We start from the raw sequence: 16,292 nt of genomic DNA on the forward strand, positions 1-16,292 counted from the left end.
TATACGGACGGGTGTTATCAGAACGCGTTCGTATAATTGGCTGTTAAGGGAAGGAGTTTCTCATGGAAGTTTTTGAGTCGTTCTTATCACTGTTGAGATGGGAAAGGCTCGCCGCGCTTGCGAATTCTCAATTTTTTTCATCCTTGATTGGCGCGTTGGCAGGAGCCTTTGCGGGTGCAACCGCAGCCCATAGGATTGCGGAAAAAGCTAAAGAAAGAGAAGCGTACTTGGAGCAATTACGAGCCACAAATTCGGCCATAATGGCCTCGTATTTAATCTGCAATGCCTTTCTCGGTCTCAAGAAACAGCAAATTGTTGGAATGTATCAACAGTTTTCTGAGAAATCTGAAGAATTAAAGGCTGTGCGAGCCAACCCCAATCGTGGACACGTTTTTGAATTTGTGGTGGATCTCCGCAGAGTATACGTGCCCAAAACCCCGCTTGAAGTTTTGAACCGAGAAGTCTACGAGACGCTCAACATTAACGGGCGGCCAATAGCTGCCGCAGCCAGCATTGATGGGGCTATGACATCGCTGCAAGCAGCAATTGAGGTCAGGGATGCGGCAATTTTGAGAGTACGAGACCAAGAACAGTTTTCAGAAGAAGAGAAGGCAAATTTTTACTTCGGCTATCCGTTAAGTGATGGTTCTGTGAGTACTGAATTTGTAGATTCACTGAACGGAATTGTGCTTTACGCTGACGATGTGATTTTCTTCAGCAAGTTACTATGCCGTGACCTTCAGGAATACGGAGAGTGCATTAGGGCTAGGCTTTTGGAGCGGTACAAAGGTGAGGCACCTAAGGTTTATCGCATAGATTTCAGCGGCTCCGAAGATGCAGGACTATTCCCGGCTGAAGAAAAGTATGAGGACTGGCTAAAAGGTTTCAAAACTCAAACTGATAAGAAGGAACAACAGCGTCCGCCTTGGTACTCAAAGATATTCGGCAAGAATCCTTAACAATGCCAGTCACGGCGACGTCTACTATATTGCGGCTTCGCCTCCATTCCGTAGCCGCGCATGCTGGCGGCGTTAATTTTTTAAAGAGGTCCGTACCGATAGTGATGCTTCTGGATATTGTACAAATAGTGTTCGGTCTGGGGCTCATTTACCTACTATGGTCTGCGATCATATGGAAAGAGTGGAGCTTCCTGATCGGTATAGCAGCTCTCTTTGTAGTGCCGATTTCAGTGATTTTGATTTCAAGCTATCCAATTCCTGGGTTTGGGATTATCTATGTGATCTGGTTCGTCATACTTTTTGGCTCACGGGATAAAGGGCTGAAAGAGGACGAAGCTGTACCAACAGTCGGCGGTGTTGCAATCAAGGCGGCTCAATACGCGTTTGTAACTGTTCTAATTGCGGGCGCTATTAGTCTTTTGTTTAGTGGCGGCGCAAGCGATGGCGGTTGTTCTCGAGCTACGCCTCAGTTCTGCTAGAGAAATTAACAAGTGCAGGCACGGCGACGCCCATTACACTGCGCCTTCGGCTCCATTCCATGGTCGCGCATGCTTCAAGCGTCTATGCAAGCCAAGCCTGTGGACGTTACAGAATAAGGAAAAGTGGAGATGAGTGAATTGACTGGATTTTATGCGTACCCATCACAGCCAAATGAGATAGGGCAATGTATCGAAAAAGCGGTTGATGAGTACAATCGATCTCAGTCAGACGTTCACGTCAATACATGGGTTCAACTGGACATAATTGGTCATTTTATTTCAACTGAAGTCTTAAATGGGATTGACGAAGCTGATTTCCTGATCGCAGATATAACGAAGCTAAACTTCAATGTGACTTATGAAATTGGCTATGCGATTGGAAAATCAAAGAGAGTCTTGCTGACCAAGAATAAAAGTATCGAAAACCAAGAGTTAATGGCTGATAAAGTTGGCATATTCGATACTCTTGGTTATAGAGAGTATCAGAACTCACAGGAACTGAAGTCTTTTATCTTGGAAGCCTCGAAAAAAGCGCCCTTAGAGATTTCATCACGAGTCAACCGGCAAGCACCCGTTTACCTGCTAGAAACGCCATATAAAACCGATTGGTCTGGGCGAATAGTCTCTCGAATAAAAAAGTCTGGTTATATTTTCCGAAATTTTGATCCAAATGAACAGCCACGCCTTTCGGCGTATGATGCGATTAATCAAGTTTCGTCTTCCTACGGAATCGTTGTTCCCCTCTTATCAAAAACCTCATCTGGACACGCTATTCATAATATGCGCGCCGCGTTTATCGCAGGATTATCTGAGGGTATGGGCAAGGCATTTCGAATACTACAAAATGGCGATGAACCTGTACCCCTAGACTACAGGGATTTTGTTAACGTAACTTACCATCCGGATGATGTTAATGATCATATTGCTGACTTTGCTAGCGATGTCGCCAGAGCGTTTCAAGAGAAAGCGGAAGAGAAAAAGCTACCTGAACGATCCTTTCTTAAGAAATTAAATTTAGGATCATCGTCAGCCGAAAACGAAATGCGGGATTTGAACGCATATTATCTAGAGACAGATCAATATCTTAAAGCATTGCGAGGGGAAGCTCATCTTGTTATTGGACGAAAGGGTTCGGGAAAATCAGCGATTTTTCTGCAAATAAGAGATATTGAGAGAGATAGAAACCGAAGCAAGAATATAGTTTTAGATTTAAAGCCCGACGGCTATAAATTAATAAAATTCAAAGAAAGAATTCTCAAGTTTCTAGAAGAAGGAACCTATCTGCATACAATAACAGCCTTCTGGGAGTACGTCTTACTTCTTGAGATTTGCTACAAAATACTGGAAAAAGATAAGAAAAGGCATATTCATGACCATCTGCTTTATGATGGTTATAGAGCTTTGGCAAATTTATATAATGTGGATGACTATGATTCAGATGGTGATTTTTCTGAGCGCATGTCGCAGCTTATGGAAAAGGTGTATTCTGAGTATGAGTCCATTCACTCTGGAAAAGAAAAGGTCAGCCTTTCCTCCTCTGATCTTACGCAATTACTTTACAAGCATGATGTAAAGGCTTTGCGTAAAGAATTGCTAAGTTACATGGAGCACAAAGGCACACTGTGGCTTTTGTTTGACAATATCGATAACGGATGGCCTACGTCGGGTTTGGAGCATAATGATCTATTAATAATCCGGGCTTTAATTGATGCGACAAGAAAAATTCAAAGGGTATTTGGAAAAAAAGAGCTTGATATAAAAACAGCAGTTTTCTTGAGAAATGATGTGTATGAACTTCTTGTAAAAGAAACGGCCGATCGAGGGAAAGAAGCAAGCGTTCTGTTGGATTGGACAGATCCTGATCTGCTTAGAGAATTGGTTAGATTGCGGATTATTGCTAATGGATTGGATGAGGACACTGAATTCGTCGAAGCTTGGCTGAAGATAATCGTAAGTCACTATAAAGGCGAAGAGTCATCTCAGTACTTCATCGATAGATCGTTAATGAGGCCGCGGTTCTTGTTAAACTTGATCAATCACTGCAAAAGCTTTGCTATTAACTTAAATCATGAAATTATATCCGAGTCTGATATTGAAAAAGGGCTGTCGGCGTACGCATCGGATCTTCTCAGGGATATCGGTTACGAATTGAGGGATATTGCGCCAGAATCTGAGAATGTTCTTTATTCATTTATCGGGTGCAACTCTGAGATGAATGAATCTGATGTTTTAGATTTAATTGCTGAAGGGTCTAAGCCAGGAGAAGTTACAAAAAAGATTTTTCAACTTTCGCGGAAAAACCGGGACAGATTTATTTTTAGGCCCGTCAATCTCACCTTGGGTCAGAATTAAACGGATCAGGTTGAAGCATTTTTTATCAGCCGCGCTCCATAGCCCATTCACTAGACAAAATAAACCTGAACAGAACCGAATGAAAACTCCATCAGAGCAGATAGTAAAGTACTGGCTTGTCTCTCAAGGCTGCTTTGCCGTTGCTTTTGTAGCCTCATTGGTTTCCCATATATTGCTTCCCGACATTGTCCCAAGCTTTATCGTTAGCTTCCTGACCCAATTGGTATTCTTTTATTTTTGGGGCGGTAGCATGATCGCTTATGGTTATTTTGTTTACGATAAATCTGGAAGCTTCCTGAATCTGATATTATTTGAGGTATTAATCATTATTATTTTTACATTCAGCGTGCATGCGTTTTTACAATAACTTTGAGAGCTAATGGGGTGAGAGTACATTAATCTTGATCAGACTGAAGTAAATCTGGTGTCAGATCTCGCCTTTTTCCATCACTATACTTCCGTGGCAAAGAAAAGATCCAATCCTGTGCATTGCTCATTTCTCAAAAAAAGTAGAGACGCGAAATATTGGAAAATCCACCGCTCTTAAAAGCAGCAATAATACGAGCGCATAGATCATATCGCCTCCATCCTGCACTAAGCTTTCGTGCACAAGCCCGGGGTCAGGTCTTGCGTTTTGCCCCTGCCATACAGATAGCAAGAGGCAAAACCTGAACCTGTGCATTCTCGACCTATCCATCCTGATTACCAGATTTTCTGGTATTCACAACACGCCACTATCCGCCACACATAATGCGGCAACTTCTGCTAACGTCGGATCCTCGCTTCGCTCATTATATGTAGCATTCGGGTCAACCCAGTAATCAATGCATGCACGTAAATATTCTGACAGATTACGCTTCATTTCTGGCGTATTTGCGATCATGCTATATCGATCTATTATTTTGTTTTTAAAATCGAGATCATACTCTTCCCATAAGAAGGCCGTTTTATTGGTGTATGAATCTAAATCCACAAAGTCCACATAGCCTAATCTTATCGCCAGCCGCCTAAGAAAAGGATAATCCCCAGGGTGAGTTCCAGCGCTAAACGACGCCCTGACATCTGCCCCATTGGCAATAACGCCATATTTCTTTGACAAGATAATACTGGAAGCATTGAACCGGCCACACTCGATCTTGTGCTCTTTTATCTCATAGCATGTTTCGCCATGCGCCGGCCGATAAATATAACTTTCTTCTGAAAAAGCTTTCGTTAGAGCAAGGAACGACCCCACAATCAGGACCGCATTTTTAACAAAACTTAAAATCCTGGTATCAACTATCATTATTATGATTCCGACAATACGATCAAAGCCCCCAGGCGAGGAGCGGTAGCCACTGAATGTGCCGTTTTTCGCGCATTGCTTCAGTTGCTATTTTGTTGATGATCGTCCAGAAAATCGTAAGTAAATCGCATCAAGTTCCCGGGGCCCAAGTTCCTGCCCGGGGTCAGATTGAATTAATTTTGACCGGGCCGCAGCCGCCAATCCTCCTACCCCGCAGACACTAGAAGAGACCGGGACAGACTTACTTTCCAGGGGGTACAGGGGGCGTCCTACATCGGAAACTCTGGACCTGCGCCAGCAGATTGGCCTTCCTCTACTTGCTCCTGCGCCTGGCGTACCTTTTCCGTCACGGTGTTGACCAGGTAGAGCCAGAACCCCTCCTGCTGAATGGTTCTTTGAAGGCGTTCGGGCGGGATGAACCGCGACATTTCGAACTGGAACCCGCTTTTCTGTTGCTCGTCCTCAGCCAGTAGGCGCAGGCGTTCGTCCGCCAGTTGAAGGAACGCCTGCGGATCTTCACCGTGGTCGCCCAGCTTTGCCCTAATCAGTTCATACGCCGGTTCAATGCCCCCTTGCGTCAGCCACGCAATATCCCAGAGGTCACGATACTTCAGCCGCCCTGGCCGCATGGCAAAAGCCACCAGTTTATCGGCGAAGATTTCCTGACGACTTTGGGTGTTGATGATCAGGGATTCGGTACCAAGATTGATGCCATAGTGGTTCCGGAGCGTTCGAGGTTCGACTTGGTAGCTGGGCACCGAGCAGATATCCAGGTGAATTTTCTGAGCTGGCATGTTCCGGCGGTCCGGCGCCGTGTTCACCTTGAGCTTCCAGGTATCCACGTTGCCTTGCTTTTCAGCCTTGGGTTCGGTCACGGTAATGGGTACTTCATACTTCTCTTGCAGACGGCTTTCAAGGGTCTCCTTGAGCTTGTCCAGGTCAGCCTTGGAAAAGTCCGCCCCTCCGGTGAAGTCGAGATCTTCGCTCAGTCGGTTTGAGCCATAGCAGGCTCGCAGACAGGTACCACCAATAAAGGTCAGTTGCTGCAACATATCAGCCTGGCTCAGCTCTCGGAGAATATCGTGGTGCAGGATTTCCTTCTCCACTACGGCGCGTAGGGCCCTCAACTCCTGCTGATTGCGGAGCGCTTCGTCTACCAGAGCGTCAAACACTGCCATCGGTTGTATCCTGTACCAGGTCGAGGGTTGAGCGGTTAAATCGGTGCATGTCGTCCAGGGCCAACTCATTATCCGCCCTGTAGAGATGGTGAGCGGAATCATAGTGGAGGTGCTCTACCACATCGGACATACGACGCTCCGTATGGATGAACTCTATCGTGCCATACCGGCCGCAGTTCACTTTGGCCGATCGCCCGGTGCTTACCACGGTAATCCAGGACATCGGCATCTGGGAGATGAGGCCCGCTTCGCTCAGTACCGTCTCCAAGCTGATGTAATTGAAATGCCGGGCACGCAATAGGGCCGCAGCGTGGAAAAGGATAAGGCCACTTTGATCCGGGGCTCCGGGATACTGGTAGATACCCTGGCATACCCTTTCAAGCAGTCCTCGCCGCTCGGCGCGGTGGAGTAGTGCACGGTACGCCCCCTGGCTCAGATCTGGAAACAACGAGCGGAAAGCAGCAGCAGGATAAAGCCGGCCGCCGGATTCTGACTGGGAGGAGATGAGCCATCTCTCAAGGCGTTGTAGGGGTTGCATGGTCTTACTCCGCGCTTTGTTATGGATAGTATAACAAAACGCTGACCAGGAAGTTATCAAGGACAGGCATACCAGGGGCGAAAAAAGGGGCAGATTGAACTAACCCTACGCCGAAGAACATGCAGCTTTCCGGCGAAACAGCAACAACTAAAGCCAGTTTTCCCCAACTCTGGCAGGACCTCATACGCGATCAGGGTCAGCAAGTGCGCCACAATAAGATAGTCGAGTGGAACGTGAGCTTCACCATTCCGGCGATCACCTGCTTACTCAAACCACCCTCACCAACTCCCCTCTTTCCCATCCAAGCCTTCCAACCTCAGCCACTTGCCGCCGCATCCCCGGCACAGGCCGGATCATATACAGATCCCCATTCCGCCCCAGCAGTGATTTGGGCACGCCGCAGGCCCGCGCCAGGCTGGCATGGACTTCCATGTGTTCCGCCTCGCCGTGAACCGGAATTGCCACGTCCGGTTGCACCCACTGGTACATGGCTCGCAATTCATCCTGGGCCGGGTGACCGGAGGCGTGGATGGGGAGGTCGGCGTCTTCGGCGGTGATCACTTCGACGCCCAGCTCTTTGAGGTTGACGATCAGGGCGTCGATGGCCTCTTCGTTGCCGGGTATGGCGCGGGCGCTGAAGATGACGCGGTCGCCGGGTTCCAGCTCCACGTCGGGGTGCGTGCCCATGGCCATGCGGCGCAGGGCGGTACGGGGTTCGCCCTGGCTGCCGGTGGCGACGGCCAGCACTTCCTCCCGGGGGAGATAACCCAGGTGGGACGGGTTGATCAGGTGGTCCTCTGCGTTCCAGACGCCCGCGGCTTTGGCGGCGCCGCTCATGTTGACCAGGGAGCGACCCAGCAGGCCCATGTAGCGGTCGGTTGCCCGGGCGACGTTGGCGAGGGTGTGCAGGCGGGCGATGTTACTGCCGAAGCAGGCGACGATAACGCGGCCCGGTGCGTCCTTTGTTGCGGCCAGCAGGCCTTTTTCCAGAGCAGATTCGGAGGTGGAATGGCCGGCGACAGTGGCGTTGGTGGAGTCGCAGACCATAGCCGCCACGCCCTCCTTTGCCAGCGCCTTGAACGTACCCGGCGCGTAGCCATGGCCCACCAGGGGCTCGTCGTCCAGCTTCCAGTCGCCGCTGTGGAAGATGTTGCCGGCCGGGGTGCGGATCATCAGGGCGTTGGGGTCGGGGATGGAATGGGTCAGGGCCAGCCACTCCACCTGGAACGGGCCGATGGAGCGGCGCTCTTCCACGTCCACCACATGGATCGGCACCCGGTGTAGCAGGTCAAACTCCGCCAGCTTACGGCGCAGGATCTCGGCGGTGAAGCGGCTGGTGTAGACGGGGCACTGCAACAGCGGCCACAGGTAGGGCACCGCGCCCACGTGGTCCTCATGGGCGTGGGTGATGATCAGGCCCTCGAGCTGGTCCCGGCGGTCGGCGATAAAGGCGGGATCAGCCATCTGCACCGGCGGTTCGCCGCGCTGGTGTACCGTGCCGTCCGCTACCACCCGGCCGGGTCGGGGAAAGGTCACCCCGCAATCCACCATCAGCCACTGGCCATCGTGGCCGTAGAGGTTGAGGTTCATTCCGATTTCGCCGGTGCCGCCGAGCGGCAGGAACCAGAGGTCGTGGTGGTCGGGCGTCATAGAATCCTTGGGGTGGCTGGATGGGAACGGAGGGTGAAAGGGTGCAGTGTAACGCAGATTCCGTGTGGGTCCGCCGACCCAACCAGCCGGTCAGAGCGGAGTGCGTTAGATAAAACGAGGCAGAGCACATTAAAAGTTAAAGAAGCCTGAGTAAGAATATCTTCCGGGCCTATTTGAAATGTTCTTCGATTCGATCAGCCATTTCGCTTGCACCCGGAGCCTCCGGATTGACGACATGCAGAATAAGGTGTGATCCCGGTAATGTAGGGAGACCTGTGCCTGCCGGAACAACAACCGCATTCCCCGGCAGTGTGCTCTGCCCCAAGACGCCGATACCCAGCCCGGCGCTGATAGCAGCAGCCACGCCAAAAATGCTGCCACTGGTATAGGCAATACGCCACGGGGCACCTGTTTCCTGGACCCGATCCAAGGCCCACTGGCGCCACCAACACTGCTGGTCGAATAGCACCAAAGGCAGCTCGCCATCGGCTGGCAATTCGAACGTGCCTGACATGACCCAAAGCGTCGGATCATAGAGCAGCGGCTTCCCTTCCCTATACCCACGATCTTCAACGAGGACGCCCAGGTCCAACGTGTTGGCCTTGAGCCCCCTGGCCAGTTGATCGCTGCTGGCACAGGTCACTTGTAGCTGAACCCTCGGCTGGCGCCGCTGAAACTGGCTGAGGAGTTTCGGCAATGCGGTGCCGGCGTATTCTTCCGGAATACCAACACGCAGGATACCCGCGGCAACATCAGCGTTATCGAACACATGCGCCGCATCGCTCATGGCCTCGCTGACCTTACGAGCATGCCGCAGGAGCTGTTCGCCAGCCGCGGTCGGCACCACACCCGTCCGATCCCTGATCAGAAGCTGGTGATTGGCCGCCGTTTCGAGTTGCTGGATTTGCATACTCACTGCTGACTGGGTTCTATGCAGGCGTTGCGCCGCCAGGGTGAAGCTGCCGGCCTCCACGACCGCAACGAAGGTCACCAGCCAGTCACCTCGCAAGTTCGTTTTCATCAGATATCCTGATACGCCGAATAAGATAAATTCGTTTTTCTTATCCTCACTCTACCCTCATCCTGACGCCATCCGAAAGTCATCGTGAGGAGGAGCCATGCGGCTGTCGGGGGTCTGGCTGCTCTCAGCCCTGTTACTACTCATCGGGTCTTTCTGGCCACGGGCGGATGCGGGTTTCGCCTGGGCCGTCGGCAGTGAGCTAATCAAGCTTCTTCCACTGATACTCTTCGTGTCCTTGCTGGCGGGCTGGGCGGCGTCCGGTCGGTTGGTCGGTAAGATCAACGCCCTGCTGGATCAAGGGCCGATGCGAGGCATCATCGTCGCGAGTGTTATCGGCGCCATTACACCTGTTTGCGGGATTGCCGTAGCCCCCATTGTTGCAGCCCTTCTGCGGCAAGGCCTTCCTTTGGGGGTTGCCATGGCCTTCTGGCTATCATCGCCCATCAGCGATCCCGGGATGATCGTTCTGACCGCCGGTATATTGGGGTGGGGCTTTGCAGTGGCGAAATTGTTCGCCGCACTCCTGTTAGGAGTAGTCGCGGGCGTTGTTGCGCTATGCGTCGAGAATCGTTTCCCGCATACCCGATGGCTCCGCAGCACCACGATATCGCCCGTTAGCGGGCCCGGTTGCCAAGCGTCTTCACCTACCCGTTGGTTCGATGAGGCGCTGGATACATTCTGGCTGGTGAGTCGATGGCTTACCCTTGCCCTGATTATCGAGGCGCTACTAAGAAGCCAATTGGAAGGCTCCGGGCTTGCGACACTGCTGGGAACAGACAGCCGTTGGGCCGTACCTCTAGCGGTTGCCGTCGGTGGGCCGCTCTACATCGAGAGCTACGCCGCGCTGCCGCTCCTCCGCGGGTTCATCGACGCCGGATTGTCTCCCGGCGCAGCCATGGCGTTTCTGATCTCCGGCGCGGCGATCAGCTTCTATGCTGCGATAGCAGTCTGGAGCCTGGTGAGACCTGTCGTCTTTGCACTCTACCTGACGTTGGGACTCATCGGCGCTTTGTTCATTGGGTGGGTTATCGATTCGTTGGGGTGGCTTGGTTAAAGGAGGGAGGAGAAATAAATCTATAATCAGTGAGTTAAAAACCCTGCTTCAGTTCAAAGGGGTAAACCGGGACGAAACAGCCAGATCGCTTTCGTCCCGGTAGGCGGAGTAACTCTACTGAGAGTATTCTATTGAGAATTCAAGGGGCAGGAGTCAGATCGAATTAATTTTGACCAGCCCGCAGCCGCCAAGCCCCCCTACCCCGCAGACTCCAGGGCCAACCACCTCATCTATCTAAGCAACCTTGGACGTTTGCGTTTTATCTGCCAGCGCCAGAGCCATTCCAGCGGCCCCTGGGTGAATATCCGGAGCCAGACAGCGCTGAATATCATCTGGCCGACGAAGAACATCCCGGAAAACAGCATCAGTGCGGCGAGGGAAAGGGAGGCGAAACGATCGCCCCACATGCCATAGAACACGCAGATGCAAATGGCCGACTGCAGGATATAGTTGGTGAGAGCCATGCGGCCGGTCGGGGCGAGGGCCGAGCGAACTGCCCGGGTCAATAGCCCGTTCCCCCGCCACCACAGCAAAAGAATCGCCCCGTAGCCCATGGCGAGCATTGGCGGCGCGCCTACCTCCCCGACAAGCTTGACCATCTCACTCGTCAGGGTATCCTCCGTCAGCTTTACCTCCGCCATGGCCAGCGCGGTGCCCAACACCAGCCCCGCCAGTGCCACCGCAACCAATAGCCGGACGTGGCCCGAATCGCGCTCAGCCAAGTGTAGGCGGGCAGCGGCAGCCCCGAATAAGAACATGGCCATTACCCGCAGGGGCCGCAGATGTTCAATGCGGTCCAGGAACACGCTGACACTCAGATAGGCATTGGCTTCGACCACCTCCGGGTAGCTCCCCCCACTCAAGGCAGGAACATTCTCCTGCAGGAGGCGCAGTGACAGACTGCCTCCCAGATCCGCTAGTCCCAATCGAGGGGCAAACCAGAGCGCCACACCCGTTATCATCAAAAGGGCAACACCGCAGGCAGCCAGTATGGACGCCCGAACGCTCAGAAAGGCGCCGAGGAAGAACCCCATCGCCCCATACAGCATGAGGATGTCCCACGGCGAAAATAGCAGGGAGTGCGCTGTGCCAATAACCAGCAGCCCCAGCATGCGCTTCAAGTGGTAGCGGACGGGCCCATGCTGCACGCGCTCGGCCAGCATCATGAAGCTGTAGCCGAAAAGCAGGGAGAACAGGCTGTAGAACTTGGCGCGCACCAAGATGTCCAGCCAGGTGGCTATGGGTTCGTCCCATTCTGACCAGGCTAACGCCTGCCTTGTTTCGGAGGCGACAAACCCCCAACCCGAAAATACCTGGATGTTGATGAGAAGGATCCCGAAGATGGCAAACCCTCGAAGGGCGTCCAGACTGTCAATACGTCCACTTTCGCTCGCCATTCCCGCTGCTCCCCGCGATTGGTTTTCTGTCCGTGCTTAACCGTTATACCCCGATACCCTGTCTAGCTGTTTTAACCGACGATGGCCAGATAGCTACCATGTTGTAACCGTCCTTCCATTGACACCCGGTTGAACCAGCAAGCAGCATCATAAACATCAGGATTCTCAAGCCATGCAAACAGGGAGGCCCATGAACCTGCGATCTATCTTCCCGCGTACCGGTATGGCGCTGCTGGCTCTCCTGGTTTTCACCTCAGGGGCCGTGGCCCAGACCGATGACTGGCGCCCGGTTCTGCAAAAAGAGATCGAACGCATCGACCAGACATTCTCTGGCGATCTAGGGGTATACATCCGACATCTGGGTAACGGTCGGGAGATTGCCCACAACGCCGACCAGGACTGGTATCTGGCGTCTACCATCAAAGTCCCCCTTGCCATCGTATTGATGCAACGCGCCGAGGACGAGGACCTGGATCTCGAGCAGAAGCTCACGCTACGGGCCTCTGATTATGTCGACGGTACGGGGGACCTGCTGTGGGTCGACCCCGGTGCCCGTTACAGTCTGGAAGAGCTCAACAGACGATCGATTGTCGACAGCGACAGCACCGCAACGGATATGTTGATCCGTTTCCTTGGCGAGGAATCGTTCAATGAAGAGGTTGCACGCCTGGTCCCTGCAGGCCTGGGGCCGATTACGACCATTCTCCAGGTGCGCTATGACGCTTACAGCGAAGTTCACCCCAGCGTTTCAAGGCTGAGTAATAGGGATTTTATTGATCTGAAAACCGCCCATACCTACAAGGCGCGTTACGATATGCTGCTGGAAAAACTCGACATTTCCGTCAGCGAAGCGCATGCCGGTAGCGTGCGCGAAGCCTTCGAACGCTATTACCAGCGGGGGATCAACTCGGGCAATCTCGAAGTCTTCGGGACCTTACTGGAAGAATTGGTTCAGGGTGAACTTTTAAATGAGGCTCACACAGACCGGCTACTGGGTTATCTCTCCGAAATCACAACTGGCGACCGCCGTATTGCAGGCGGATTGCCCTCAGGCGCCCCTTTTGCCCACAAAACCGGGACCCAGGTAGCTCGCTCCTGTGATATCGGCCTCCTCAATTCCCAGCAGCCCGATGAAGCAGTTATAGTCGCCGCCTGTGCGAGAAATTACGCCGCGTTGTCGGAAGCGGAAAAGGCCTACCAGGCCATCGGCAGGGCGTTAGATGAGGCAGGCCTCGTGGGGAATGCAGACTGAGGAATATTGAGCGAGTCTTGGGCTCTGATTGATTTAATTCCGACTCGCCTTCCTCGGTTTTCGGGGTCAGATCGAATCGTTGTAGCATCAAGTCTGGACTCGATTCCGACCGGCATGCTTGGCGGCGTATAGCGCCAGGTCCGCCCGGCGAACCAGAGCATCGAGGCTGCAATCCTGGTCCCACTTGGCGATACCGAAACTCGCCGTAACGTGAAGCACCAAGCCGCCATAGTCGATCGGCGTTGCCGCAATCTGGGCACGGATACGGCCGGCGATAGACTTAGCCTCGCTCTCGCTGACGTCTGCAAGCAATATAAGGAACTCTTCCCCACCAACGCGTCCGAAAAGGTCGCCCGGTCGCATGTTTTCCAGTACCGGCTTAACGATCTGACGGAGCACTTCATCCCCCGCCTCATGGCCATAGCTATCGTTGATGCTCTTGAAGTGGTCCAGATCCAGCGAAATCAGGACAGCGGTGCGACCATCCAGCTTCAGCCTGTGCAGCTCCCGCTCCCCAAGGTCGTAAAAATGACGACGGTTGGCGATGCCTGTCAGCACATCTGTATAGGCCATTGTCTGAAGTCTCTGGTTAGCGGCACACAAGGCTGCATTGGACGCCTCAACGGATCTTGTGCGCTGCTCCACTTTTTCTTCCAGCTGTACATTCTGCTGCTGCAGCGCGTTCGTAGCTTCCCGCAGGCGTTGCTCAGTTTCCCGCTGGTCGGTCAGGTCATGCTGAATACCAATATAATGCGTGACCTGTCCGGTAACGTCGTGAACCGGTGCCAAGCTGAGCTCAATCCATATTGGCTGCCCGCTTTTCGTATAGTTCTGGAGCTGCACTCTACAGGCGGTTCTCTCTCTCAGCGCCCACCTGACGGTTTCGAGCGCGGCCTCATCCCGGTGCCCACCCTGGAGAAAACGGCAATTTCGGCCAAGAACCTCCTCTTTCCGGTAGCCAAACAGCTCTTCGAATCTCGGATTTACCCAGGACAGCGGCATGTCGCGAGATGTCATATCCGCGATACTGATTGCGTCGTTACTGGCGAGCATTGCCCGCTCCTGCAGAAGCAGGGAATTTCGCTGGCGCCTCAGCTCCTGCGTGAGGACCGAAAGCCCGATCGAAACGGTGCTGAGCACCGCCAAGTATTCCTGGGTCAACCAGACAGCGTATTGAGGTGACGCCTGTGCATAAGGGTGGGCGCCACGAACGAGATAGACAATCGCCATCCCGGCAATGATTGCGATTGTGCCGGCGGTCGCCAGCGTAGCAAAGCGAGTGGCTATCCATATGGCGAAAGGGAGCACGATAATCGGGGTTAGATGGAACTGGAGGTCCCCCAGGGAAGTGCTGTTGAAGGCATAGAGACAAGTAAAGACCAGTCCGCCCCACACCAACGCCAGCTCCCCGGATCTGGCCCGATCGATACGCCAATTGCCCTTCAGGCTATGCCACACGGAAAGCAGCAACGGTGTCAGTAAAAGCAAGCCAAGAGCATCCCCGAACCACCAAAGCCGCCAAAGGGCGAAGAAAGAGTTGTCCGTACGCCCCAGCGCCACGTAAATCCCCGCGCCAATGATGGCCGCAAATGCCGATGCGACTAGCGGCGCAGACACCAAAAACACCGACAACTGTCGCACCGTCTGAAAACTGAAGCCCTCACCGGCGAACCTGCGGATCAAAAAGGCCGCAAGCACAGCCTCGAACAGGTTGGTAAAGGCAAACCCTACGGCGGCCCACAGAGGGAAGGCCGGTACATCCGCAACGCATTCGGCAACGATTACGGCGACGGCTATTAACCACCATTCCCTCCGGGGGGTGATCAGCAGAGCCGTTAACAGGACGGCATTGGGGGGCCAGATAATGGCGATGCCGTCAGGCGTGATGGTTTGTGTGACACCGACCCAGGCGCCGATGAAGTAGAGGATGCCTGTGAGACAAGCAAGAACAATAGCTTTGGAGCCAGTAAACTCTGCCATGCGTTACTCTTTGGCCGTTTAGGGGTTAAAAGGGTCTTAAATGGGTCAGAGCACGTGCACATTAATTCCGTTTCCTCCGCGCATCAAACGATCTACGCAGCCCCACCGTGAAAAAGTAGGTAGCGCACAAACGCCTTATGCGCGAATCCACTCGCTACCCAAGCGGTTCAGTAACAGCGGCGTGTTCCCCGCCTTCCGTTAGTGCGTATTCACTTGGCGGCATGCCCACATGGCGCGAGAAGGCGACACTGAAGGTGCTGGCCGAACTATAGCCAACGTGTTCAGCCACATCGGCTATGCGAATTTGGCTCTGTTTCAAGAGCTGCTTAGCCAGAGCCATTCTCCATGCTAGCAGGTAGGCCATTGGCGAGAGGCCGACGGTGCGAACGAACCTCTCAAAGAATGCCGAACGGGACAAGGCTGCTTCCTGTGAAAGCTCCGCAACAGTCCAGGCATAGGCTGGTCGTTCATGTATGGCGCGAATGGCGTTGGCAATGCGGATATCGGCAAGCCCAAGGACAAGACCGGGTGACGCCGAGGTGCCCGTCGTACATCGCAGGGCTTCGATCAGCAGCACCTCCAACAATCGGGAGAGGACCTCTTCCCGTGCCGGCCGTTGTGCACGGGACTCATCTCCAACCAACTTCACCAGCATGCCCAGCCTGTGCTCGCCACGGATATGGATAAACTTGGGTAACAGCGAGACCAGTAAGGCCACATCCGGTGATTCGAAATCGCAGTGCCCCACCACCATCCGCAAGTCAGGCGGAGCGTCCTGGAGTCCAACCCTGAATTCGCCGTCACCGACCGCAATGGGCTGCATTTCGATGTCCTGGAGTGGCGATTCAAGGCTGGACATGTCGATACGATCCGCTGCAGGCACCAGCACGAAATCGCCGGGCTGGAGCTCAAGAGGCTCGTGCCCGTTCACCGAGAAATGGGCCCCGCCGTCCAATACGATGCAGTAGAACGGCCGCCCGTGGTCCGACCGCTTTATGCGCCACTGGCCAGCACCGGAGACCACCTTGGAAAAGCGAGCGTTGGGTCTGAGCAGCGAGACCACTTCCGCAAGCGGATCGATCATAACCGGACTCCTGCTAAAGAAATGCGGACTTTTAGATGTCGTTAGTACGGCCCAGGACGCCTA

At 53.4% G+C, this 16,292-nt stretch carries 14 protein-coding genes; 6 read left to right on the plus strand and 8 right to left on the minus strand.

The window, feature by feature from the left end; all coding sequences use genetic code 11:
- The first annotated feature begins 62 nt into the window (after positions 1–62).
- From RE428_RS20385 to RE428_RS20400, 4 genes are all read left to right on the plus strand, one after another.
- A complete protein-coding gene (locus tag RE428_RS20385) occupies positions 63–959 on the plus strand; it encodes a hypothetical protein (RefSeq protein ID WP_004580329.1) in 897 nt (298 codons plus the stop codon).
- Between the two features lie 101 nt (positions 960–1,060).
- The gene (locus RE428_RS20390; protein ID WP_154660740.1) at positions 1,061–1,438 is read left to right on the plus strand and encodes a hypothetical protein; all 378 of its coding nucleotides are present in this window, start codon (positions 1,061–1,063) and stop codon (positions 1,436–1,438) included.
- A 129-nt stretch (positions 1,439–1,567) separates the two neighbouring features.
- Positions 1,568–3,790 carry a P-loop ATPase, Sll1717 family gene (locus RE428_RS20395; RefSeq protein ID WP_004580327.1) on the plus strand — a complete coding sequence of 741 codons (2,223 nt, stop codon included), beginning with the start codon at positions 1,568–1,570 and terminating at the stop codon, positions 3,788–3,790.
- Between the two features lie 79 nt (positions 3,791–3,869).
- A complete protein-coding gene (locus RE428_RS20400) occupies positions 3,870–4,157 on the plus strand; it encodes a hypothetical protein (RefSeq protein ID WP_004580326.1) in 288 nt (95 codons plus the stop codon).
- Between the two features lie 354 nt (positions 4,158–4,511).
- On the opposite strand, the gene RE428_RS20405 is transcribed toward RE428_RS20400, so the two are convergent.
- From RE428_RS20405 to RE428_RS20425, 5 genes are all read right to left on the minus strand, one after another.
- Complete coding sequence (locus RE428_RS20405) at positions 4,512–5,075, minus strand: hypothetical protein (RefSeq protein WP_004580324.1); 564 nt, start codon at positions 5,073–5,075, stop codon at positions 4,512–4,514.
- A gap of 269 nt (positions 5,076–5,344) precedes the next feature.
- Entirely contained in the window at positions 5,345–6,253 is a 909-nt protein-coding gene (locus tag RE428_RS20410; protein ID WP_004580323.1) for a nucleotidyl transferase AbiEii/AbiGii toxin family protein, read from the minus strand.
- A complete protein-coding gene (abiEi, locus tag RE428_RS20415) occupies positions 6,240–6,791 on the minus strand; it encodes a type IV toxin-antitoxin system AbiEi family antitoxin (protein ID WP_004580322.1) in 552 nt (183 codons plus the stop codon). The genes RE428_RS20410 and abiEi overlap by 14 nt, the downstream gene beginning before the upstream one ends.
- Before the next feature lie 267 nt (positions 6,792–7,058).
- The gene (locus tag RE428_RS20420; protein WP_004580321.1) at positions 7,059–8,441 is read right to left on the minus strand and encodes a ribonuclease J; all 1,383 of its coding nucleotides are present in this window, start codon (positions 8,439–8,441) and stop codon (positions 7,059–7,061) included.
- Between the two features lie 169 nt (positions 8,442–8,610).
- On the minus strand, positions 8,611–9,462 hold the full coding sequence (locus tag RE428_RS20425; protein ID WP_004580320.1) for a LysR family transcriptional regulator: 852 nt from the start codon (positions 9,460–9,462) through the stop codon (positions 8,611–8,613).
- 97 nt (positions 9,463–9,559) lie between these two features.
- Between RE428_RS20425 and RE428_RS20430 the strand changes: the two genes are divergently transcribed.
- On the plus strand, positions 9,560–10,516 hold the full coding sequence (locus tag RE428_RS20430) for a permease (RefSeq protein WP_004580319.1): 957 nt from the start codon (positions 9,560–9,562) through the stop codon (positions 10,514–10,516).
- A gap of 230 nt (positions 10,517–10,746) precedes the next feature.
- Here RE428_RS20430 and RE428_RS20435 read toward each other — a convergent pair whose 3' ends face one another.
- Complete coding sequence (locus RE428_RS20435) at positions 10,747–11,913, minus strand: DUF418 domain-containing protein (RefSeq protein ID WP_004580318.1); 1,167 nt, start codon at positions 11,911–11,913, stop codon at positions 10,747–10,749.
- 190 nt (positions 11,914–12,103) lie between these two features.
- On the opposite strand from RE428_RS20435, the gene RE428_RS20440 reads away from it, so the two are divergent.
- Positions 12,104–13,165, plus strand: a complete 1,062-nt coding sequence (locus RE428_RS20440; RefSeq protein ID WP_004580317.1) for a serine hydrolase — start codon at positions 12,104–12,106, stop codon at positions 13,163–13,165.
- An 87-nt stretch (positions 13,166–13,252) separates the two neighbouring features.
- Here RE428_RS20440 and RE428_RS20445 read toward each other — a convergent pair whose 3' ends face one another.
- Together RE428_RS20445 and RE428_RS20450 are read right to left on the minus strand one after the other, a co-directional pair.
- Entirely contained in the window at positions 13,253–15,145 is a 1,893-nt protein-coding gene (locus RE428_RS20445) for a sensor domain-containing diguanylate cyclase (RefSeq protein WP_004580316.1), read from the minus strand.
- A gap of 154 nt (positions 15,146–15,299) precedes the next feature.
- Positions 15,300–16,229, minus strand: a complete 930-nt coding sequence (locus RE428_RS20450) for an AraC family transcriptional regulator (RefSeq protein WP_004580315.1) — start codon at positions 16,227–16,229, stop codon at positions 15,300–15,302.
- Between the last annotated feature and the right edge of the window lie 63 nt (positions 16,230–16,292).

The sequence above is a fragment of the Marinobacter nanhaiticus D15-8W genome, assembly GCF_036511935.1.
Classification (GTDB): domain Bacteria; phylum Pseudomonadota; class Gammaproteobacteria; order Pseudomonadales; family Oleiphilaceae; genus Marinobacter_A; species Marinobacter_A nanhaiticus.